Source organism: Microcoleus sp. BR0-C5 (assembly GCF_036705045.1).
Classification (GTDB): Bacteria; Cyanobacteriota; Cyanobacteriia; order Cyanobacteriales; family Microcoleaceae; genus Microcoleus.
In genome coordinates this window covers 116215-139350 of sequence record NZ_JAUBTR010000005.1, presented here as the reverse complement: position 1 = coordinate 139350, position 23136 = coordinate 116215, and the positions used below count along the sequence as shown (strand labels likewise).

The 23136-nt window shown below is 48.0% G+C and carries 17 protein-coding genes; 11 read left to right on the top strand and 6 right to left on the bottom strand.

The features are described from left to right. Positions 1-83 precede the first annotated feature (83 nt). A complete protein-coding gene (locus QUB08_RS04230) occupies positions 84-1100 on the top strand; it encodes an ATP-binding protein (protein ID WP_333223601.1) in 1017 nt (338 codons plus the stop codon). 560 nt (positions 1101-1660) lie between these two features. Then, positions 1661-1849, top strand: coding sequence for a hypothetical protein (locus QUB08_RS04225; protein ID WP_333223600.1), 189 nt, complete (start codon positions 1661-1663; stop codon positions 1847-1849). A gap of 7 nt (positions 1850-1856) precedes the next feature. Here the strand turns inward: QUB08_RS04225 and thiS are convergent, their stop codons facing one another. Then, positions 1857-2069: a sulfur carrier protein ThiS gene (gene thiS / locus QUB08_RS04220; protein WP_333223599.1), complete on the bottom strand. Its 213-nt coding sequence runs from the start codon at positions 2067-2069 to the stop codon at positions 1857-1859. Between the two features lie 97 nt (positions 2070-2166). Continuing rightward, positions 2167-3249 carry a thiamine phosphate synthase gene (locus tag QUB08_RS04215; RefSeq protein ID WP_333223598.1) on the bottom strand — a complete coding sequence of 361 codons (1083 nt, stop codon included), beginning with the start codon at positions 3247-3249 and terminating at the stop codon, positions 2167-2169. Between the two features lie 212 nt (positions 3250-3461). On the opposite strand from QUB08_RS04215, the gene QUB08_RS04210 reads away from it, so the two are divergent. Continuing rightward, on the top strand, positions 3462-5339 hold the full coding sequence (locus QUB08_RS04210) for a DUF1565 domain-containing protein (protein ID WP_333223597.1): 1878 nt from the start codon (positions 3462-3464) through the stop codon (positions 5337-5339). A gap of 677 nt (positions 5340-6016) precedes the next feature. On the opposite strand, the gene QUB08_RS04205 is transcribed toward QUB08_RS04210, so the two are convergent. Continuing rightward, positions 6017-6697, bottom strand: coding sequence for a peptidoglycan-binding protein (locus tag QUB08_RS04205; RefSeq protein WP_333223596.1), 681 nt, complete (start codon positions 6695-6697; stop codon positions 6017-6019). A gap of 224 nt (positions 6698-6921) precedes the next feature. On the opposite strand from QUB08_RS04205, the gene QUB08_RS04200 reads away from it, so the two are divergent. The 4 genes from QUB08_RS04200 to QUB08_RS04185 all read left to right on the top strand — a co-directional run bounded on the left by QUB08_RS04200 (position 6922) and on the right by QUB08_RS04185 (position 13140). Beyond that, the gene (locus QUB08_RS04200; RefSeq protein ID WP_333223595.1) at positions 6922-8841 is read left to right on the top strand and encodes an SdrD B-like domain-containing protein; all 1920 of its coding nucleotides are present in this window, start codon (positions 6922-6924) and stop codon (positions 8839-8841) included. A 659-nt stretch (positions 8842-9500) separates the two neighbouring features. Further along, positions 9501-12068 (top strand): SdrD B-like domain-containing protein, encoded by a 2568-nt coding sequence (locus QUB08_RS04195; protein ID WP_333223594.1) that lies wholly within the window; start codon positions 9501-9503, stop codon positions 12066-12068. A gap of 102 nt (positions 12069-12170) precedes the next feature. Further along, complete coding sequence (locus QUB08_RS04190; protein ID WP_333223593.1) at positions 12171-12302, top strand: hypothetical protein; 132 nt, start codon at positions 12171-12173, stop codon at positions 12300-12302. Beyond that, the gene (locus tag QUB08_RS04185; RefSeq protein WP_333223592.1) at positions 12280-13140 is read left to right on the top strand and encodes an SDR family oxidoreductase; all 861 of its coding nucleotides are present in this window, start codon (positions 12280-12282) and stop codon (positions 13138-13140) included. Before QUB08_RS04190 ends, QUB08_RS04185 begins: the two co-directional genes overlap by 23 nt. 280 nt (positions 13141-13420) lie before the next feature. Here QUB08_RS04185 and QUB08_RS04180 read toward each other — a convergent pair whose 3' ends face one another. Then, entirely contained in the window at positions 13421-14449 is a 1029-nt protein-coding gene (locus QUB08_RS04180) for a hemerythrin domain-containing protein (protein WP_333223591.1), read from the bottom strand. 436 nt (positions 14450-14885) lie between these two features. On the opposite strand from QUB08_RS04180, the gene QUB08_RS04175 reads away from it, so the two are divergent. Together QUB08_RS04175 and QUB08_RS04170 are read left to right on the top strand one after the other, a co-directional pair. After that, on the top strand, positions 14886-16151 hold the full coding sequence (locus QUB08_RS04175; protein ID WP_333223590.1) for a pitrilysin family protein: 1266 nt from the start codon (positions 14886-14888) through the stop codon (positions 16149-16151). A gap of 334 nt (positions 16152-16485) precedes the next feature. Beyond that, positions 16486-17754 carry a pitrilysin family protein gene (locus QUB08_RS04170; protein ID WP_333223589.1) on the top strand — a complete coding sequence of 423 codons (1269 nt, stop codon included), beginning with the start codon at positions 16486-16488 and terminating at the stop codon, positions 17752-17754. On the opposite strand, the gene QUB08_RS04165 is transcribed toward QUB08_RS04170, so the two are convergent. Continuing rightward, the gene (locus tag QUB08_RS04165; RefSeq protein WP_333223588.1) at positions 17723-17887 is read right to left on the bottom strand and encodes a hypothetical protein; all 165 of its coding nucleotides are present in this window, start codon (positions 17885-17887) and stop codon (positions 17723-17725) included. The genes QUB08_RS04170 and QUB08_RS04165 overlap by 32 nt on opposite strands. Positions 17888-18004: 117 nt before the next feature. After that, positions 18005-18493 carry a GFA family protein gene (locus QUB08_RS04160; protein WP_333223587.1) on the bottom strand — a complete coding sequence of 163 codons (489 nt, stop codon included), beginning with the start codon at positions 18491-18493 and terminating at the stop codon, positions 18005-18007. Positions 18494-19263: 770 nt separating this feature from the next. Here QUB08_RS04160 and QUB08_RS04155 point away from each other — a divergent pair. Together QUB08_RS04155 and QUB08_RS04150 are read left to right on the top strand one after the other, a co-directional pair. Next, positions 19264-21084, top strand: coding sequence for an efflux RND transporter periplasmic adaptor subunit (locus tag QUB08_RS04155; protein ID WP_333223586.1), 1821 nt, complete (start codon positions 19264-19266; stop codon positions 21082-21084). 427 nt (positions 21085-21511) lie between these two features. After that, entirely contained in the window at positions 21512-22777 is a 1266-nt protein-coding gene (locus QUB08_RS04150; protein ID WP_333223585.1) for an ABC transporter permease, read from the top strand. The last annotated feature ends 359 nt before the right edge of the window (positions 22778-23136 follow it).

The following is a 23136-nucleotide window of genomic DNA, read 5'->3' as shown; positions in this document are numbered from 1 at the left end:
TATCTCAATATACCCAGATACCCGACTTCTTTAAGAAGTCGGGTATCTAAGGTTTGGTAGACAAGTTTTGTGAGAAATAACCGATGATAAACAGCCTTGAACTCAAGAACTTTGGACCTATCCATCAGTTCAAGTGCGAGAACTTAGGTCACATTAATTTGATTATCGGCGGCAATGGAACAGGTAAAACCATTCTGCTCACAGCGCTTTACAGTGCTATGCGAACCCTAGAAGAGTATAAACGGGGAAACGAACCACGCAATGCTTCCGAAATACTCGCAGACAAACTGTATTGGACTTTTGAGATAGAGAAAATCGGCGACCTTGTGAGCAAAGGAGCAGATGAACCACTATCTTTCAAGCTCAATTGTGATGGTCAAGATTTTTCTTATAGATTTGGTAAAGACACCACGAAAAATATCCAAACTCTAGAAAATCATGTTCCACCTCGAATGAGTAATTCTATTTTTTTACCTACAAAAGAAGTTCTCTCCCTGCATCATATCATTCTACAATCCCGCGAACTGAGCAAGACCTTTGGTTTCGATGATACCTATCTCGATTTAGCACGAGCACTGCGCCAACCTCCTACAGGTGGCAGAAATTACCAGCAGTTTGCTAAGTCCAGAAAGAACCTAAGCGAGATTCTAGAGGGAAAGGTTGAGTATGATGAAAATTTGGGGCGTTGGCAGTTCAAGAAGGGGAATCAAAAGTTCCCTATTGGCGTAACCGCAGAAGGTATTAAGAAGATTTCCATTCTTGACACCTTACTAGGGAACCGTTATCTTGACCAAAAATCGGTAATCTTCATCGATGAGCCAGAATCAGCACTACATCCAGCCGCAATTTCAAAGTTTCTCGATATTATTGCCATGTTAGCTGAGTGTGGAATCCAGTTTTTCATGGCGAGTCACTCCTATTTTGTCATCAAAAAACTGTTTCTCATTGCACAGAAAAAGGATAGACTCTCAATTCCAATAATTTCTGTGAAAGATAATCGTTGGGATCTCGCAAATCTCAGGGAAGGGTTGCCAGACAACCCAATTATCGACGAATCAATCCAGCTCTACAAAGAAGAGGTGGAGCTGGCATTGCAATGACGACTGAGCCAATTATTGAGTCTGGCATGACATTCGGCCCTTACCCAGAAGGAGATTGCTTCTACCCCACATTCCGCACTTCTTAACACAGTTAAAAGTATTTTGACGATAAAACGTCATTCTAGAGATTTAAATTGAGAATATTTCTCAATAATCTAAAAAAATTGATCGTAAAAAAATAATTATCAACAAAAATTAATATTTCTATACAGTGGCTATAACGCTTGTATAGAATGGAAGATAGCCATTTTTTAGCCAAAAATTCCAGATTTTATGTTAAGACCTGCGGAAAGTGGGTTCTACATTGAGAAAAGCGAAACTTACCAAAAAATCAAGGAAGGCGTGAAGATAGCGGAGTTCTTACTGCTCCATTCCCAAGATGAGTCTATAGTATGGATTGTTGAGGCAAAATCTAGTTCCCCACGGCCTGAAACTCAGCCGAATTTCGATGATTTTCTCCTCGAAATTCAAGAGAAGTTGACCAACTCGCTCACGTTGAGTGTGGCAACTTGCCTAAAGCGCCATTCTACCTGGGAAGAATTGCCTAACTCCTTTCAAACGTGGATCTCGAAAAAGTTGATTTTCGCTTAATACTGGTTATCAACGGACATCAAGAGGCCTGGCTAGCACCGCTACAGGATGCGCTCAAAAAAGCACTCCACCCTACCATCGAAACTTGGAATTTATCTGCGACTTCTGTGGTGGTGCTGAATGACACAATGGCGAGAGAACAAAAATTGATTAGCTAATTAGTGGCTAACCTCCTCCGACAATTGTGACAACTTCTAAGATGTCGCCCTCTTTGATGTCTGTAGTTTCCCAAAATTGTTTGTGCAGAATTTCGCCGTTGTACTCCACAGCCACCAAGCGCGGGTTTAATCCCAATTGTTTTAGTAATTCGGGTAACGGTGTGTCGATCGCACAATTGCGGGTTTCTCCGTTAACTTGCAGCGCAATTTGATTTATCATAAGTAAAATATCAGTTTTCAGGGCGGGTTTTGTAACAAAATTATATTTGATGCACAGATTTCCTGTGCTAAACCCGCCCTACGAATCGCCAATAAACCTAGCTTTTTCCGTGCAAAGCTTTTTGAGCTTTCAGATTCTGCATCCGAATCAACTGCGAGATGAAAAACTGCGTGACTAAAGTAGGCTGTTCTGCTTCCATGATTGCGCGTACTATGGCAACCCTTTGAGCTCCGGCATTCAATATTTCATCGATGTTGTTGATATCAATTCCGCCGATCGCAAACCACGGAATCGGCGACTTAGTAGCAGCATACCGCACATAGTCCAAACCCGCCGCCTGTTTATCAGGTTTAGTAGGAGTGGAGTAAACCGGCCCAACTCCAATATAATCTGCTCCCGCATCAATAGCTCGCTGCATTTCCTCGCCGTTCGTAGTCGAACAACCGATGATCCGTCCCGGGCCGAGCAACTTGCGCGCTTCCGCCACAGGCAAATCTCCCTGTCCTAAGTGTACGCCGTCGGCATCCGCTGCGATCGCAAAATCCACGCGATCGTTCACAATCAGCAAAGCATCATAGCGGTGACAAAGTTCGCAAAGCTTACGCGCGTTAGCCAACTTTACCCCGTCGTCTGAGGTTTTGTCGCGGTACTGCACCAAAGTCAGTCCGCCTTGCAAAGCAGCTTCCACAACTCCCAACAAGTTGTCTCTCGGCGAAGTTACAAGGTATAACTGCGATCGAAGTAACTGCTGGTAGCGCCGGTAAGCCAGCAAATCGCTTTCGAGAGTATAAACCCGATAGCGCATCTGCTTAAAAGCCGCGCCCATATTGCGATCGTAAATTTTGCCATACTCTTCGAGTACCCGCAGAGCTTCTTCCACCCGACAGAAATTCGCCTCCAGTAGCTGCTGAATGCTCGAACGCTGCTCTTCCTGCGGGTGAGTCAACTCCGTACCCGGATCAGCCGGCGTATCCCTAGCACTGCGAAGTTCTGCGACGTGCCAAGCAGCCAATTCTTGACGCAGTTGCTTGCACACGAGGGCTAAATCGGCGTTATTGAGACCAAACCTGCACCATTCTTCAATAATTCTCAACCCTTCGCGCGATCGATCTAAATTTGCATCTAAAATCCGGCAGAGGGCTGGCTGTGCCGGTAAAGTTCTGTTTTGTTTGTCGGTCATTCAGAACCACCCTAATTATAATTAATCCTACCAGTCAAACCGCTATATTCTCCCACGCCCTCAAGATTGTGGCAAAGCAGGCGGCTTAATTTTGGCATAAACCAATGTAAATTCGACAATATTTTTTTAAGTTTGATGAAAACAAAGCATAATAGATCAAACTTGATGAGAGTGGAATCGTTAAACTGCATACCACACTTCGGAGGAGAGCCGTGAGGTTAGCAGAACAACACAAAAGATTAACAGAAGAAAAACCCAGCAGGCGGGTGAAATCAAAGTTCGATCGCGAAAACCCGACAGCGAACTCGGGAAGCGGAACTCGGATCGCAAATCAGTGGGGTTTATTTATGCTCCTAAATTCTCAATATAGCGAGTGCAAAGAAAAGCGATCGCCAAAATCTTGTTTGAGTTCTTGTCTTCTGCTCGTTTTTGCGATGACCGCCCTTTGCAACCATCAACCGTCAGTTATCGCTGCCGGGATGCCGGGAGTGCAGCTACTTTCTCAGACGCTGCAGAGCGACATCAACATACTCTACGTCAGCTCGACAGGGGGCAGCGACACAGGAGGCAACGGCAGCGATCAAGCTCCGTTTAAAACCCTTACCTACGCCTTAAGCGTGGCACCGCCCAAAACAGCGATTTTGCTAGCGCCCGGTACTTACAGCGAGCAAACCGGCGAAAAATTTCCATTAATGCTCAGGCCCAGCGTGACAGTTCAGGGAAATCCCAACACTCGCGGTCAGAATATTGTCATCAAAGGCGGAGGATACTTTATCAGTCCGACTTCGGCGGGTCAAAATATTGCGATTTTAGGCGCAGATGGGGCGGGACTCAGCGGGGTGACGGTGACGAATACCAACTATCGGGGTTACGCTTTGTGGATCGAATCGAGTTCTCCAACGGTTGTCAACAATACTTTTTCTGGCAGCACTCACGACGGCATTTCGGTAGTGGGTACTTCCAGGCCGACGATTGGCGGGAATGTTTTCTCGAAAAATGGAGCTAACGGCATCACGATTTTTGGGAGTTCCCAGCCGGAAGTTCGAGATAATGTGTTTGAAAACACGGGATTTGGGGTGAATGTAGCGCAGAACGCTTCGCCTCTGCTCATCGGTAACAAAATTACTCGCAATAAGGACGGCGTGGTGGTGCAAGCTAATGCTAGACCTGTGCTGCGTAACAATTATATCGAGAGTAATCGCCGGGACGGAATTGTGGCGATATCGAGCTCTCTGCCGGATTTGGGAACTGCTGCCGAACCGGGGGGCAATGTCATTCGCAACAACGGTCAGTACGATGTCAACAATGCAGCCAAAGGTCAAGTAATCCCCGCTTACGGCAATCAATTGTTGAGCAGCCGGACTACGGGATCGGTTGATGTGGCGGGAACTTTTACACCGCCTCCAATGGGGGGAAGTGCTTTGCAGCTAAGGGCCGATCGACCTCCCAGCATCGGTGGCCCAGACACTTCTCTCCCTGCTTACACTCCCGGGCGGCTAAGTCCCAGAGTTCAAGGAGCACCTATTGCTCCACCTGCGCCCGTTTCCAGGCGACAGGTGCAAAATCAACCCGCACCGCGAAGTCCTCAGTTGCGACAAGAGCTTTCTCCGAGGAATGCCGAACCTTCACCCGTAGTCCCAGGGGCGATCGCAATTCCTGTGTCCGATCCGAATTCTCGATCCGTTTCGGAAATTTCGGTACAGCAACCAATTATTCCTCCCAATTTTGATAGTTCGAGTTCGGTTTCTTCTGAGGGTAGATTGCCGGTTCCGGGCCGCAACATTCCGATCGGAAGGGGCGGCTATGTACCTGCACCTTTAGGGGGGAATTCTTTGCCCGATTCCACGGATAATTCGCCGTCATTTGATCGAGCCAGAGCTTTGGGTTTCCGGTATCGAGTTGTGGTGGATACCGACAGTTGGCGCGATCGACAAAAAATGCAATCCCTCGTTCCCGGTGCTTTTCGCAGTTTTGCCAGCGGACGACCCGTGATGCAAGCCGGTGCTTTTCGGGAACGCGAAAAAGCTGAGGAATTGCTACAAATTCTCAACGCTAACGGTTTGAATGCTCAAATTGAGGAGATTAAATAGTTATTGGGCATTGGGCATTGGGCATTGGGCATTGGGCATTGGGCATTGGGCATTGGGCATTGGGCATTGGGAATATCCTTTCCGGCTAAGCTGTTCGGCATTTAAAGGAGCTTAACCAATAACCAATAACCAATAACCAATAACCAACAACAAAATTTTAGGGCCTAGCATATCGGATGCCAGACCCTAAAAAGTTTGTAAATTCAGTTGATTCAAGTGGGTTTTTAGCTCTGCTGAGTTTCAGCAAACTACAACTAAGGTGGACTTTTTTGCAACTACTCTGCGGACGAGCTAGCTATCAGCGGAGTCTATTCAGACTTCTGTGTTTGACTGTGCGATCGCAACTTTTGATTAATCCAATAGCCTCAAGCTATTTAACAAATCCCGAGCGCAATGTCAACCTTTCTTTGCTAATAAGCTACAGGGTTCAGGCGTTGCCTGTGAACTAGAGCCGATCGGGACAAATACTCTAATTCCAAATTTTTTATCCAAGTTTTTTGTGCTTCTTGGTTTTGCCCCTCATGTTTTTAAGTTAACACCAACTGCGCGCATAAAAACACTTTGTTTACCAAACTTGACACTTTTTGACGTGATGAAATACTTCCAAAAGCGATTATTAACAATTTGTACTATCGCCCGATACCGCAACGTGCATAGTCGGCACTATTGGCTTGCTGTCAACGCAGCACAGCTTCCCAAGTAGCGCGGCCGACAATGCCGTCTACTGGCAATTGGTATTGTCGCTGAGCGGCCTTGACAGCAGCTTGAGTTTCCGGGCCAAACACGCCGTCAGCACTCACCCGCAAAAATCCCTTGGCCCGCAGCCTTTCTTGCAAATCTCTGACTGCGGCCCCCCGCATTCGTCTTCTCAAAACCGGAAAATTAGTTGACTGCACTTGAGGGTTAATCTCTGAGTAGTCGGCAGTTACAGGATCGTTGGCGATGGGGTTTTCGATGAGCGCGCTCGGAGTCGCAGGAAACAGCCGATTCCAAGTATCTTGACCAACTATTGCGTCGGGAGCCAAGCCTGCTGCTTCCTGGAACTGAGACACAGCTATAGCGGTGCTTTGTGAGAAAATCCCGTCTACAGTGTCAACGTAAAAGCCCAATAGTTTAAGAGCAGCTTGGAGTTCGATCACTTCCTTGCGACGGCTGCCCAATTTGAGCGTGGGGCGGACGATCGCACCTGTTTGAGCGATCGGGCTGTTAATGTTACCTTGTTCGGAGGTAGGTAGCTGTGCAGCAGCAGGAGTAGGGGCGATCGAGCCTATTGCCAATAAACCGCACAAACTCCAGCCTAAGAGCAAACTCGGAACCTCGCGGGCTTCATTCCAGCTTGCTGTCAAGTTTTGGGACATTGGGAATTCGACCTCTGCAAAACTGGTGGCGATCGTACATCAAATCTGGAAAAAATTGGGAATTGGGCATGGGGCCTGGGGCATCGGGCATCGGGCATTTTTGATTCCCAGTCCTTCCCTCCGATCAAAAAAATTATCCCCTGAAATAGCTGCAATTGGCAAAAAAACTGCTAGATTGCCCTACAGAAAACATTGAACCGCGTTCATTGGGCCCCAGCAACACCATGTCCGAATCCAGAACCGCCAGCCAAATAGACATCGGCAACGTCAACATCGGGAACTTCCAAGTCGGCAGCATCAGCGGCACCAAATACAACGACTTCAACGCCAACGGCCTCCCAGATCCCGGAGAAGTTCCCATTCCCAACTGGCAAATCTACCTCGACCTCAACAACAACGGCCAGCTAGAATTTAACGAACCTTCCGCTTTCACCAACCCGCAAGGCAACTACATCTTCGGCAACCTGCCGCCGGGAACTTACCAAGTTAGGGAAGTCCAGCAGCCGAACTTTCGCCAAACTACCCCAAATCCCGCACCCATCACAATTACCAGCGGGACAAACGCTGGCAATATTAATTTTGGTAACAACTTTAATGCTGGGACGATCGCAGGCACAAAATTCAACGACATCAACAACAACAGCAGCCGAGATCCGGGCGAACAAGGGCTAGCTAACTGGCAAATTTACCTCGACCTCAACCGCAACAACAGGCTCGACGGCGGCGAACCTTTTACTTTTACAAACGTTGAAGGCAATTACGCTTTTGTCAATATTCCCGCAGATACATATTTGGTAAGAGAAGTCCAGCAACCGGGTTTTCGCCAAACCACGCCTGACCCCGGCCCGGTTAACGTTACTTCCAATGCCACTGTCAACAACATCAATTTTGGCAATGTCTTTTTTGTCGGCAGCATCAGCGGTCTCAAATACAACGACCTCAATGCCAACAGCGTCCGAGATGCGACAGACCCGCCTCTGACCAACTGGCCAATTTACATCGACCTCAACGGCAACGGCAGCTTTGATCCGGGCGAACCCAACACCATCACAAACCCGCAAGGCAACTACACTTTTGCCAATGTTTCTCCCGGCCGATATTTGGTGAGGGAAGCCCAGCAACCGGGATGGGTACAGACTACGCCAAATCCAGGCCCGATCGACATCATCGGCAATACCAACGTTGTCGGCGTCAATTTCGGCAACAATTTTCCTACCGGCAGCATCAGCGGCTTCAAGTTCAACGACCTCAACGGTAACGGTATCAACGAACCGACGGAACCGAGAGTTGCCAACTGGCCGATTTACCTTGATTTCAACAACAACGGCAGTTTAGATCCGGGCGAACCTTCGACTTTAACCAACCCTGAAGGTAATTTCTCTTTTATCAATTTGCCTCAAGGGACTTATGTGGTCCGGGAAGTCCCGCAGCCCGGTTTTCGACAAACTACGCCCAATCCGACTCCGATCACCGTGGGCAACGGCACAAATGCCACTAATCTCAGCTTTGGTAACGTGTTGGTGACTGGCACGATCAGCGGTGTGAAATTCAACGATTTTAACGCCAACGGCCGCCTAGATCCTGGGGAACCGCCGATCGCCAATACTCAAATTTACATCGACCTCAACAACAACAGCAGTTTAGATCCGGGCGAAGCGAGTACCCTCAGCGATGTTCAGGGCAATTACAGTTTCCGTAACGTTCCTGTAGGTAGTTATGTTGTCCGCGAAGTTCCGCCGCCCGGTTTCATTCAAACGACTCCGCCTGCGGTGGTTGTTGTGTCGGCAGATATTCGGGCTAGCAGCATCGATTTGCTGACGGGAGAGGCTGAGGGTAATTCGGCTAAATCCTTGAAGGGCGATCGGCTGACGGATGGCAGCAGCTATGCGGGGGAACCTTTGGGTAATATGGGGACGGATAGCTTGCTTTTGAGTTCGGCTCGTGATAGTAGTTATCAAATTAGTGATTTTGGGGTCGATCGACCTGTTGCGAATTTAGGCGATCTTCCTAACTTTGGGCAAGAAAATGTGGGTATGGGTTCTCATGCACAAATCGGTGAATTTGTCAATAAAAATGAATTAATTAAAGGGGCGATCGGGAACTCGGTCAGCACTGTGGCCGCGAGAGATTTCGGGGTTATGTAGGGTGACACAAAGCTCGATCGCCCAGAATCCCAAACCGCAGATAAAACTCAGGAAGAGGTTAAAGGGCGATCGCGTGATACCCTATTGTTGGCAACCTCCAACACTCAAGCCTAAGTTCCGGCAAATCCGAAGCTGGCTTGTATATTGGGTGCAATATTCAGAGGCAGTAGCATCTCTGTAAGTGAGAAACTATCAGGTAATTCCCCCAAACCCGATCGGCGTATTTGCAGGCAAAGCAAGTCATATCAAGTCCGGTAGCTCGATCGCTCATAGTTCGCTGTGAAGAGGCAATCGCTGAGGCTGCGATCGCCATCCACAGCGAACCATGACAAACAAGAACGATGCAGCCGGACTAGATATCAGGGGGGAGCACTCAGTCTTAGGCTTTTTAAAGCTCGAAACAGCAAGTATGTACGGACACAGAAGGCGTGCAAATCATGAAGATGTTGCCCTCAAATTGCCAGGGCTCTTCAAAACCTGATATACTTGCCAGCGACAAAGCTTGAGGCATTGTTGTGTGAGATGGGAACATTACCTCAAGTGCAGACGTATGTAAAATCGAGTAGCGGTTGTCAGCTATTAGTAAAAACTACTCAGCAAGTTACAACCCATACAGTAGTCTGTAATTTACGTGGATTTAGGTGTGAAGGAGAGAAATCATGGCTTCAATTAACGAAGAGCAAGAGCGCATTGCCCAGCAACTACAGCCAGTTGTGGTTGGAAATGCTGGCCCGGCAATTTTAGGCATCAAGTTCAATGACCTGAACCGAGATGGGGTCAGACAGCCCAATGAACCAGGTCTGGGAAATATCCCCATCCTCCTCGAACCAGCAACAAGCAGCAACGGTGTATTTAATGCTGGTACTGGCGAAGTCTCAACCACGACGGACGCTAACGGCGCGTTCTCATTCATAAATCTTGCCCCTGGCAATTACGTACTCACCGAAACGGTACTACCTGCTGGTTTCACCGCTACTACTCCCAACCCCCTGGCTGTCACTCTCGGCAACCGAAATGTCAACGTTTTCTTTGGCAACGCGGGAGTTCCACCAGTTACAGGCAGTCGTATCGTAGGATGCAAATACTTAGACATAGATGCCGACGGCTTCCGAGATGGGAATGAACCGGGGATTAAAAATGTCAGGATATATATTGATTCAAATGGCAACGGTCAACGCGATGCAGGGGAACAGAACACTTTAACAGACAAAAATGGTGGATGGTCGTTCAACGTATTACCCGGAAGCTACAAAATTCGGGAAGAACGGATCAGACGACAGATTAGTTCTGTTACCGGACTAGAAGTTAATGCTACGGACGCAGAACCCTTAGAAACACAAGATTTTCCCCAAAGCACTCCCCCCGGCAACGTTCCGGTACTGGACGTGACGGTAGCAGCAGGTCAAACCTTTGCCTGCGCTCAAGTTGGCGATACTCCGCTCTATCAAATTGAAGTTAACAAATTTCGAGACATAGACCGCAGCGGCACGCGAAATGTGGTTAGTGGAGAATTGGAACCCGCCATTGCCCGAGTACCGTTTATTTTAGATGTGAACGGGAACGGTCGCTGGGATGGAGCAGGCTCCGAACCGATAGCCATCACAGATGCGAACGGAGTAGTTACCTTCAAGGATTTGCGAGCTGGCGATTACAGAGTGTTGGAAATTTTTCCAGGTGTACTGCCTGCAGAAGTAGGTGGCGGTGCCCCAGGAAACCTGAATGCTCCAGTAGCAACCACTCCCAACCCCGCTCTGGTTTCGGCACCAGGGCCACAGGCGCGATTCCAGGGTACTATCAGCAGAGAGCAACCGCTGCTAGTAGCAGACTCAACCTACACGCTGAAACCAAACGACCCTAAATTCGTAGACACCAACCGCGACGGCGTTCAACAACCAGGTGAAAGATCGATCGCCACCACTGGTGAGCGGCCGATTTTTGCAGCGCCAGTTACAACTTTACCAGCGCCCAACCCATCGCCATCACTTACCTTTACTCCTGTGGGAGCAACTCAGGGTATTGGCAACAATGCCGGTGTGGGCAACACTCGACCGAACATCACTGTCTTCAAATACAATGACCTGAATGCCAATGGTCGCTTTGAACCAACTCAAGGTGAAGCGCCAATTAGCGGTGTCACTGTCTTCCTCGACACCAATAACAATGGCACTGCCGACGCTGGAGAACAGCAAATCACGACAAATGCCCAGGGGAGAGGTGCCTTTACCAACTTGGCAACAGGCAACTATGTCGTCAGGGAAGTTGCACAGCCCAATTTCTCCCCTTCTACGGCAGATCGCGTCGATGTGACCCTCAGCACTCAGGATGCCAACGTTACCTTTGCCAACACACCTAACAGCAACATCACCGGGTGTAAGTTTGAGGACTTCAACCTGAACGGTTATCGAGATGGGAATGAACCAGCTATTCCTGGTGTCACCATTTTTATCGATAGCAATGGTGACGGTCAGTTGCAAGCAAATGAACCCACTACTACTACCGATCAGTTTGGTACCTTTGCATTCAACAATTTGCGCCCCGGCAATTACAGCATTCGAGAAGTAACGCCTCCTGGTTACTTCCAAACGACTCAACCGGTGGATGTTGTTCTCGGTGCGAATCAAACCTTTACTTGTGCTTTGGTCGGTAACTCTCGCCGCTATGACCTCTTGGTTCCTAAATTCCGAGATGACAACCGCAACGGTGTACGGGACCCCAATGAAGAGCCCCTTTCCAATATACCATTCACCTTGGATTTGAACGACAACGGCCGCTATGATGCTGCAACAGAACCGCTGGTGAGAACTGATGCTGCTGGTATTGCTCGGTTTAATAATTTGTCTCCAGCCACTTACTCGGTTTTGGAAGTCTTCGATGCGAGCGTTAATAACCCGTTCCCTATCCCAACTGGGCCCAACCCGGTTAGCTTTGACGTGCCTGGCCCTAACACAGTGCCTACGGTGGAGGTAGCGAGGCCAGTCGATCTGGTGACAGGTGGCCCGGGTGTGGTAACTGCTTCTAGCTTCGCTGATGATGAGCTGCTTGATGGTGGTGGCTCAGTCACTTCCGACAGCAGCATAGTTACCCGCTTTTTATCGGGGAATAATGTTGTTAGCAATTTTTACGCTCCTGAGCCGGAGAGAATGGTGAGTTCCCTGACTGAAACGACAGATACTTCTTTCGTCGATCCCTTACTGTATGCTGCAGTTCCTACAAACAAACTGTTCTAATGTTAAGTGGAGTCTCTAGTTTGAGACTTAGCAATTAGCAGTTAGGTTGTTTTTAAATAAACCCGCCCTCCACAACCATAGGTTAGGAGGGCGGGTTTATTTATGCGATCGCCCAAACTGTCTTTAGTAGTAGAGCGCGATCGGCAAAAAGAGCGATTCCCTAGTTCCAGAAAACCTTTATTTATAGAAGTAGAACTTACAGGAATTTTTTATGCCAACCGAACAGAAGATTAATCCGCCTCAACATCAAGAACAGCAACCCGGTATTGAATCCGAAATGACCCCGCAACCTCAATCCTTCGCGGAGGGATATCGCGGTAGCGACAAATTGCGGGATAAAGTAGCCTTAATTACCGGCGGAGACAGTGGGATCGGGCGTGCAGTGGCTGTTGCATTTGCCAAAGAAGGCGCTAACGTGGTCATCAGCTATCTTAACGAAGATGATGATGCCAAAAAAACCAAAGAGGCGATCGAACAACAAGGCCGGCGCTGTATGGCGATCGCCGGCGACATCGGCGAGGAAAGCGTCTGTCAAAACCTTGTAGAACAAACAGTTAAAGAATTCGGCAGCCTCGACATCCTCGTCAACAACGCCGCCGAACAGCATCCCCAAGAAAGCATCGAAAACATCACCGCCGAACAATTAGAGCGCACCTTCCGCACGAACATTTTCTCAATGTTTTACCTCACAAAAGCCGCTCTCAAACACCTCAAAGAAGGAAGTGCAATTATCAACACTACCTCTGTCACCGCCTACAAAGGCAATCAACAATTGCTAGATTACTCATCCACAAAAGGAGCAATTGTTGCCTTTACTCGTTCTTTGTCTCAAAGTTTAGCTGAGAAAGGAATTCGCGTCAACGGAGTCGCCCCCGGCCCGATTTGGACGCCTCTAATTCCTGCAACTTTCCCTGAAGAAAAAGTGGAGAAATTTGGTGCAGACACGGCATTGGGACGCGCCGGTCAACCCGATGAAGTTGCCCCCAGTTACGTGTTTTTAGCTTCAAAAGATTCGTCTTACATGACTGGTCAAATTTTGCATCCCAACGGCGGATCTGTAATTAACGGCTAAAATCTTCTTGCTCCCAAGGCTCCTAGGGGCGGGTTTTACCGAAAATCTTTGAATGAAATTCATAATATAAATAAACCCGCCCCCGAGTTGTGGATGGCGGGTTTATTTATATTATGAATTACCCGAAATATCTTTCGTGAAACCCGCCTTTACAAATAATTTATTTATTTAAAGTGTCTTTCAAAAATACAGTAATCCCGCCACCTTGGTAGCGGGATTGATAGGTTGCAGTTTAGCTAGTTTTTAGCTCAGCTAGAGCTACAATTAGCTCGCTGCTGAATTAGCTCAGGTTAGCCATTTCTTGCTGGATGGTGCTTTTGGCTGCTTTGAATTGAGTAGCCATTTGTTCCATTTGTGCTTCGCTCAAGTTGCGGCGAATTTGAGGAAACATATCGTTTTCTTCTTCTTTTACGTGATCTTTAACCGCTGTTTGGAGCAGTTTGATTTGGGCTTTGAAATCAGAAGAACTGGGGCTCATTGACTTAATCTTGGCGAGCATTTGCTTCATTTCGGCTTGCTCGTTGTACAGTTCTTGAGTGTTGCTGTAGTAGCTGCGAATTGCTGGGTAAACAATTTGTTCTTCGGCTTCGGCGTGAACGCTGAGGTCTTTGTAAAGTTGACCGAAGAATTCTTGCAGTTTTTGAGGATCGTCGGTGCTGGCGATTTCCATAAAGAGGGTATCGGCTTTGCGGTGATCCATTGAGATGATTTCGGTGATGTTCATCTCATCTTTGCTGCGGGTAACTGCACCGCCGATGATGCCGGTCATGGCTGCCATTGCATCTTGTACGCGGGCCCAAACGCCTTGGTCGGGGTCTTTGCCGGTCAGTTCGCGCACTCCTAAAATTTCGAGAACTCCTTTGAGTTGTTCTTGGTGAGCGCGGTTCTCAAAGTTAACTGTGTTGAGGGGAGTAATGGCAGCTTCGATGTCGGCGCCGACTACTTGAGCAGCTTTGTGAATTAACAAACCGGCCATTGTTTGTTTGTGTTTGAGCAGTTCGTGCTGGGCGACTTTTTCAAACAATGTGAGTTCAGAACCTTGCATGAGTTTCTGAACTTCTTCAATCATTTTGGCGCTGGTTTCTTTGGGCTCGGCTTGAATGCCGTATTGCACGATCGTGGTTTCTAATACGCCCATGTTTTTGCGATCGTCTTCGAGCATATCCCGGAAGCGCTGGGCTAGTTCGGAGTCGTTGCAGGAATTGATGAACAATTGCTCGTTGGCGATCAACAGGTTTTGCAGCGCTTTCATGTCTGCTAATTTAGTTGCGATCGCTTGGCGCTTGGTATCTTCTAAGGTAGCTACCATCTGTCGTTTCTCCTCTTAAGGTCTTTAGTGTTCTTACATCTCTTAATTTATTGATATATTCTGATAACATCCTCTTTCTCCCGACTGATTCATTAATATCCCGCACAACCTATTGACTTTTGAGCGAAAAAAAGGTAAGTATTTGAGACTGCTTGAAAAAAAGCAAAAAGCAAAAAATAACTGATGAGTAAGGATTAATGGCAGAAGACTCCGCCCAAAAACGGATACCGTGCCACGTACTCCTGTCGCGATCGGCTCAAAATTTTAGACTCTTGTTCAAGCCCCCAGATTCATCTGTGCAGTAAATCTAAAATCTAAAATCTAAAATCTAAAATCGACTGAGTGATAATTTCTGTATCAATTAATCCCGATCGCAGAGCTGGAAAGCGCTACCATAGTTGCAGCCGAAGTTAACTAAAGTTTAAGAATAACTAGCTTGTCTCAACTGCTCACTGCTTTAGAGTTCCCAGCCAATGTCTGGAAGATGAATAATGGGTTAACGGTCATTCACCAGCGGATTTCGGCCACACCGGTGGTCGCGCTAGACGTATGGGTGAGGGCTGGCGCTACGCTGGAGCCGGATTCTTGGTCGGGAATGGCTCATTTTCTAGAACACATGATATTTAAAGGGACGGATTCGATCGCCCCTGGAGAATTTGACCAAGTAATCGAAAATCGCGGCGGTGTCGCCAACGCAGCTACCAGTCACGACTACGCCCATTTTTTCGTCAACGCTGCGGCCGATTATTTAGCAGAAACAGCGCAGCCGCTGGCAGAATTGCTGCTGCGCGCTTCGATCCCCGATCGGGAATTTGATCGCGAGCGAGATGTGGTGCTAGAAGAAATCCGTCAAGCTCAAGACAATCCCGATTGGCTGGGTTTCCAAGCCATGATGGAAACAGTTTATCAGCGACATCCCTACAGGCGATCGGTATTGGGCACGGAAGAACTGCTGATGTCGCGAACTCCCCACGAAATGCGCTGTTTCCACCGATCGCACTATCAGCCGGAAAATATGACTGTGGTGGTAGTGGGGGGAATTGATGAACAACAGGCTAGAGATATTACGGGGAAAGCTTTCGAGCAGTTTTCCGATCGGTGGGATTGTCCCAAATTAACCGCAGAGGCGGAACCGCCACTGATAGAAATTCGCCGTCAGGAACTCTGTCTCCCGCGATTGGAACAAGCGCGGCTGATGATGGCCTGGACGGGCCCGGGAGTTGAACACTTGCAAAGTGCTTGCGGCTTGGATTTGCTGTCGGTGTTGCTCGCAGACGGGCGGACTTCGCGTTTAGTCAGGGAACTGCGGGAAGAATTACAATTGGTAGAGGCGATCGACAGCACTTTCTCGTTGCAACGGGAATCGAGCTTATTTACTATCAGTGCAGTCTTGGACGCGAAGGATATCGAACAGGTGGAATCTCGGATTTGTGATCGACTTTGGCAATTGCAGTCTGAGCCAGTTTCCGAGGTAGAATTGCTCCGCTGTAAGCGTTTGCTGTGCAACGATTTTGCTTTCTCGCTCGAAACGCCAGGACAGCTAGCGGGTCTTTATGGATATTACAATACGATCGCCACTGCGGAATTAGCGCTTAGCTATCCCACCAGGATTAAAGCATTTGGGCCATTAGACCTTCAGCGCCTAGCTCAACAATATCTTTCTCCTCGCCGCTACACGGCTGTGGTGCTAAAACCAATCTAATTGGTAAACGGGTAAAAATATATATATTTTTGGTACCGGAGAGATGTTCGGCATTTGTCCGGGGTTCTTTGTGCTTGTGGCGCACCCTAGGGATAGAGGTTCGGCGTTTGTCCAGGGTTCTTTGTCCTTGTGGCACACCTTACAGGATAGATGTTGTTACATTTAGATGTTGTGCGTCAGGCCCTGCCCGGTATGACATCATACAAGATGCAAATGGAAAATAGAAAAATGGCAATCAAGTAATTACCAATTACCCATTACCAATTACCCATTACCCATTTTCAATTACCAATACTTCAGCTACTCTCAGTACAAGTTCCCAACTAAATTAACCATGAAAAATGAAATCCAGCGCACGGTTTTAGACAACGGTATTGTTGTCTTAGCAGCAGAAAATCCAGCAGCAGATATTATTGCAGCTAGGATATTCCTGCGGGCCGGCAGTCGCTACGTGCAGCCGGAACAAGCAGGATTGTGTCACTTGCTGTCGGCGGTAATGACTAAGGGAACCGATCGACTGTCTTCGCTGGAAATTGCCGAGTGTGTAGAATCGGTGGGAGCGAGGTTGAGTGCCGACTCTACTACAGACTATTTTTTAGTGAGTTTGAAGACGGTTTCTGCGGATTTTGAGGAGATTTTGGAGTTGGCGGCGCAATTGACGCGATCGCCCACTTTCCCGGAAGCTGAAGTCGAACTCGAACGCCGCATTGCCATATCGGCAATTCGATCGCAACAAGAACAGCCATTTGCGATCGCCTTCGAGCAATTGCGGCACTCGATGTACCAGGAACATCCCTATGCTTTCTCTCCATTGGGCACGGAAGCTACTATGTCAAAGCTCACCAGAAACGAGCTCGAACAGTTCCACAAAACCTATTTCCGCCCCGATAATGTAGTTATTTCTGTAGCCGGCAGAATCTCGACCGAAGATGCGATCGCCCTGATCGATCGAACTTTTGGGGACTGGAAAGCGCCTTTAACACCCCTACCAACTTTAACCGTCCCCCCTCTCTCACCTTCCCCTGAATCGGTCGTTACAGCGCAAGATACGCAGCAATCAGTGATTATGCTGGGCTACCTCGCACCCTCGGTCAAAAATCCCGATTATGCAGCGATTAAGTTGCTGAATACTTATTTGGGTAACGGTTTGTCAAGCCGATTGTTTGTGGAATTGCGGGAAAAGCGGGGCTTGGCTTACGACGTTTCCGCGGTCTACGCGACGCGCTTGGACACGGCTCAGTTTGTCGCGTACATGGGTACGGCGCCGGAAAATACGGCGACTGCTTTTGAAGGATTGCGCGCCGAAGTCGATCGACTCGCCAACACCGAGCTAAGCGAGGAAGAATTGCAAGCTTGCAAGAATAAAATGCTGGGTCAATATGCTTTAGGAAAACAAACTAATTCGCAAATTGCCCAAGTTTTAGGCTGGTATGAAATTTTGGGATTGGGAATTAAATTTGACCAGCAATTTCAAGAAGAAATTGCACAGGTGACAGCTTCACAAGCGCGGGATGCTGCTAAGAAATACTTCATCGAACCGTATATTTCTTTGGTGGGTCCGGAGGCGGCGATTACAGAGTTGGGTGTAGCGGCTGTTTGTTGAGTAGGAAATTGGCGATCGAACTTTTCAAAAGTTCGATCGATGCGATCGCAGATAAAAAGACTTTTCGCTTAACAATTATTTGTGCTTTGCGAGCGCCAATAACTTCTCTGGACTCAACAACGAAGCCGATCATTTTTGCTTGCCTAATCTCGGCTAAAAATAGACAATCTCAACGGATAGATCGGGTTTAGGTATAACGTTGCTGTTAGGCGGCGGCAAATAGCGTTGAGCTCAGCACCAACGACTTAATTCAGTCTGCTGCAACAGCGTTGTTGTACTGCGACGAGACGTTAGAAAACTTTTCCAGGAGCTGTGAGAACTCATTGGGATTCGGCTGTCCTTCGTAATTCAGCATCTCCTCACTGCACTTTATCCAGGGTTGAGCATTGTGAGTCCACAAATTGCCGACAGGTCGTAACCAACTCGTATCATCCAGGGTTCCAGGCTTAATGTTAGTGATATCGGGATTACGAGTGGGATTATGAAACAGCCGCGTACCGCACTCACCACAAAAAAAACAGATAACTTCACGCCTACTATCAGACACCCGACTCCATTGCCTTGGCTCTCCTTGCAGAATGGTCACGGCATCACGAGGAACTGGCATTGACATTCCAAAGGCACTAGCCGATTGTCGTTGACATTCTGTGCAATGACAAACATAAAGAGTTAGTGGTTCAGCCTGAATCTCGTATCTAATCCGCCCACATTGACACCCCCCAACGTATGGAACCACCATAGCTATCTACCTTTGAAAAATCTCTGTGTACGCCTTCGGCAATTGAAAGTATAGAACATTATATCACAGACTCAACCTGCCCTATCCTTGCCAGAGCTAGACATCGAAATGGATTACCGTTCGTAGAGAGTAAGGCGGAAAACAAAATATTGGTGTCAAAAATTGAAGTGCTTTACAAACTTGGTGCATATTCTGAGAGTCTTGGATTAGCTCCATGACAACAAAGCCGGGAACACTAAATACCTCTGAAAGACTAGAAAACCCAGAAATTGCAGGTGCGTGACCCCGTTGAATAGCAATTAAAACATCAGTGTCTAAAAGGTACATAGCGTTTCTTATGTCCGTGTCCGTGTTTGTGCCTGATGCCGCAGGTTTCGAGCATATACTTGACTATCGGTGATATCAGGTCGTGAGTTGATGACTCCTTCACTTTGCCAATAAGCAACCAGCTCGGCTCCAGTTTTAGGTGGGTTGCTCAGAAGTTATCCGATCGATAAAACACGTAGGATGTACTCAAATAAAGGCAGGTTTAGCCCCAAAGCTTCACTAGACAGTTGACTTTCTAACTCCGGCGGCAAGTCTAAGTGAATGCTCATTTCTGCGTTCCTCATCGATCGAGATTCTAAATTAATCGTAGCTGATGTCCTGATTATCCAAAATTATCCGAAGATACCTGCGCTACAACCGAAAAAACTTAGTGCGACTTCAATTGAACCTTTTCTGTTCCCCATCGGTCTAAATTCAAGACAGACCCATCAGGTCTAATTTATATGTACTTAGTAAAGCACTTTCAGATTAAAAAAGAGCTGACTCCCTGGCTTAGCGGACTCCTGGCCGCTTCCCTGCTTGCAGGAGTGGGCTACACAGCTTACAGCCAACTCACAGTCAAATCCAGCCGCGAAACCAGAGGCAGGGAAAAAACCGTTGCTGTCGAAAGGGTGAACCTGCCGATTACAATTTCGGCAAATGGCACAATAGTGCCCGAACGTTCCGTTAACGTCAGCCCCAAAACTTCAGGAGTGCTCAAAAGTTTGCTTGTCAAGGAAGGAGATAGGGTTGAAAAAGGGCAGATTCTCGCCTACATGGACGACTCCAACCTCCAAGGGCAACTTACCCAAACTCGCGGACAACTCGCAGCCGCCGAAGCAAACCTGGAAAAATTGGTCAACGGCACTCGAACCCAGGACATTGCTGTGGCTAAGGCAGTGTTAGCAGAACAACAAGCAAGTCTGGAAAAATTGCTCAACGGCAATCGAACCCAAGACATTGCGGTAGCTGAGGCACAAGTAGCTGAACAACAGGCTAATTTACAAAAATTGCTCAACGGCAATCGAAGCCAGGATATTGCCGTAGCCGAGGCACAACTAGCTGAACAACAGGCTAATTTACAAAAATTGCTTAAGGGCAATCGGCCTGAAGACATCGCCCAAGCGATCGCCAAACTCAGAGATGCCGAATACGCCAAAAACCAAGCAGAGGAAGACTTTCAGAGAAATCAGGAACTCTATAATGCCGGAGCCATTGCTTTGCAAGTTGTCAACAACTCCCGCACCGCGCGCGATCGAGCTCAAACGCAAGTCAGGCAAGCTGAACAAGCTGTAGCTTTGCTGCAAGCGGGTACTCGTCCCGAAGAAATCGCTTCTGCGCGGGCTGCTGTGGAGCAAAAACGGCAAGCTTTGACCCTGGCGCGATCGGGCGCACGCCCCGAAGACATCGCTGCGGGGCGGGCTGCTGTGGAGCAAAAACGGCAAGCTTTGGCCCTGGCGCGATCGGGCGCACGCCCGGAAGACATCGCAGCAGGGCAAGCCGCAGTGGAGCAAAAACAGCAAGCTTTGGCGCTGCTAGAAGCCGGTTCCCGCCCGGAAGACATCGCCCAAGCCCGGGCCCAAGTTCTCGCCGCTAGAGGCAGCCTGCAAAGCGTTCAAGCGCTGATCGACGACAGTGTGCTGCGGGCTCCTTTCACCGGCACTGTCACCCGCAAGTACGCAGATCCGGGCGCTTTTGTGACTCCCACTACGGCAGGTAGTGCGGTTTCTTCGGCGACTTCTTCTTCGATTTTGTCCTTAGCTTCCAAAAATCAATTAGTAGCAAACGTAGCAGAAACTAATATTTCTCAGATTAAGATCGGCCAGGCTGCGTCTATTCAAGCCGATGCTTTTGCGGGAAAGACTTTTGCAGGTAAAATCACTCAAATTTCGCCTCAGTCGATCGTCCTGCAAAATGTGACAAGTTTTGAGGTAAAAGCGGCAATTATTAATGATGATAAAGAAATGCTGCGATCGGGCATGAATGTGAATGTTGAGTTTAAGGCTGGTGAACTCAAAAATGTTTTGGTAGTTCCGACTGCGGCAATTGTCCGCCAACAAAGGGAAACGGGGGTTTATGTTCCCGGTGGAGAAGATGGCAAACCTGCTTTTATGCCGGTTAAGACTGGTATGACGGTGGATGACAAGACGGAAGTGCGATCGGGTTTGAAAGGAAATGAACAAGTGCTGCTTAGTTTACCCCCCGGATTGCGGCCTCGATCTCAAAATCCATCGTCGGGGGGGATTCCGGGTTTGCAACCGGGTGGCGGAACGCGCTTGCGTTAGTAGTCAGTAGTCATTAGTTAGTCCGCGAGTGAGTCCGACAGTCCGACAGGGATTGAAATCCCTGTCTCATAGCGAAAGTCCTCTGAAAGAGGACTGAAGAGTTAGTTGATCTACATCAGTTTCAGACGAATTTTCAGTCGGTTTCAAGTGAGATGTTGCACCATTGTCAATAAGCTTTTTAGGAACAGGCTTTTCGGCCTGTTCCACAAGAAAATTCACTCTTTGTGGAACAGGCCGAAAAGCCTGTTCTTGAGAATAGTGCAACATCTCAGTTTCAACCGACTTTAGCTATGAGACGGGGGTTTCAACCCCCGGCGGGTCGTGCCACAAATCCTATCGTTTCCGGTTGCATCGTCAGGTGATAAATTAGAGACCAATTTAGGCATAATTCTTAGAAGTTGCCACCAAATAACAAATCACAAATAACATGAAATTACAGACTCGCCCAGTTATTAAGAAAATCTCTAACGTTCAAATCGCTTTCATGGCGACAGAGGCGCTGTGGAATAACAAATTGCGTACCAGTTTAACTATGCTGGGCGTAATTATTGGGATATCTTCGGTAATTGCTATTACTTCGGTGGGACAGGGAGTACAAAAATCAACTGAAGAACAGTTAAAGGCTTTGGGTACAAATGTGCTGTTGGTTTTATCGGGCGCTTCGCGATCGGGCGGTGTCAGTCAGGGAAGCGGTTCTGCTACTACCCTGACTTGGGATGACGCTAAGGCGATCGGCAAACAAGCTCCCGCAGTTAAGGCAATTTCGGCTTATTTGCAGCGCCAAGTGCAAGTTGTTTATGGCGGACAAAATTCATTTACTTCGATTTTGGGAACGGATTTAAACTATCCCGATGTGAAGAACATTCAACCCCAAGAAGGACGGTTTTTTAACGAGGATGAATTGAATGCTGCTGAGCCTGTAGTTGTCCTCGGTTCTAAGGTGCGGGACGAACTTTTTGGAGCCGGAGTTAATGCGCTATCTTCCGATATTCGCATTCAGGGAAACCGCTACAAGGTCATTGGAGTTATGGAAACCAAGGGGTCTGTAGGGGGAACAGATCAGGACGATCGAGTGTATATTCCTCTCAAAAATATGTCTTCGCGGATTGTGGGGAGAAATTCTTTAGCGGGTATTGCAATATCGGGTTTTTGGTTGGAAACTGCGGGCGAAGCGGATTTAGCGGATGCTCAATTTCAAGTGGAAAATATCATGCGCTTGCGCCACAATATTTATCCGCCCCAACCGGATGATTTTCGAGTTGTAAATCAAGCTGAAATCGTTAATACTTTCAGCAATGTGATAGGTTTATTTACGGTTATGGTGGGTGCGATAGCCGGAATTTCTTTGGTGGTTGGCGGTATCGGTATTGCTAATATTATGTTGGTGTCTGTTGTGGAACGGACTAAGGAAATCGGGATTCGCAAAGCGGTAGGCGCTACTAATGCAGCAATTCTCATTCAATTTATGGCGGAATCTATTTTAGTTTCCACGGTGGGGGGAACTGCGGGTATTGGGTTGGGAGTTGCGATCGCCTTTGGGGCCTCGACAGCCTTCAAATTTCCGTTTGTGGTTTCTGTATGGTCGATCGCGGCAGGTTTTGGGCTGTCTTTTACTGTAGGCTTATTAGCTGGAGTGCTACCGGCTCGGAATGCGGCTCGCTTAGATCCGATCGCAGCTTTGCGGAATGATTGAACTTAGTGACGTTTGCCCCAGTTAAATTGAACACTCCTGGACGAACGAGTGGTCAGAAACCGGGGAAAGATGGACGATCGGACTTCGTTGTCGGCCACAGATTCGCTAACGGGACTTAGAAAAAATCACGTCAAAAATGGCTGCAAACGGCGACAGGTAAACGGTTTGAGCTTGAATTGGCTTGGGTCCTGAATTGATAAGGGTTTTACCTCTGATATCAAATCCGCGCTCGATCGCCGGGCGTAAAATCGAGTCAACAGTTAACACTCAACCATCATTCAGTTTTTCGACTGACAGTTAACCGCCAACAGTCAACAGCCAACAGTCAACAGTCAACAAACTCTTTTCCTTACCTAGAC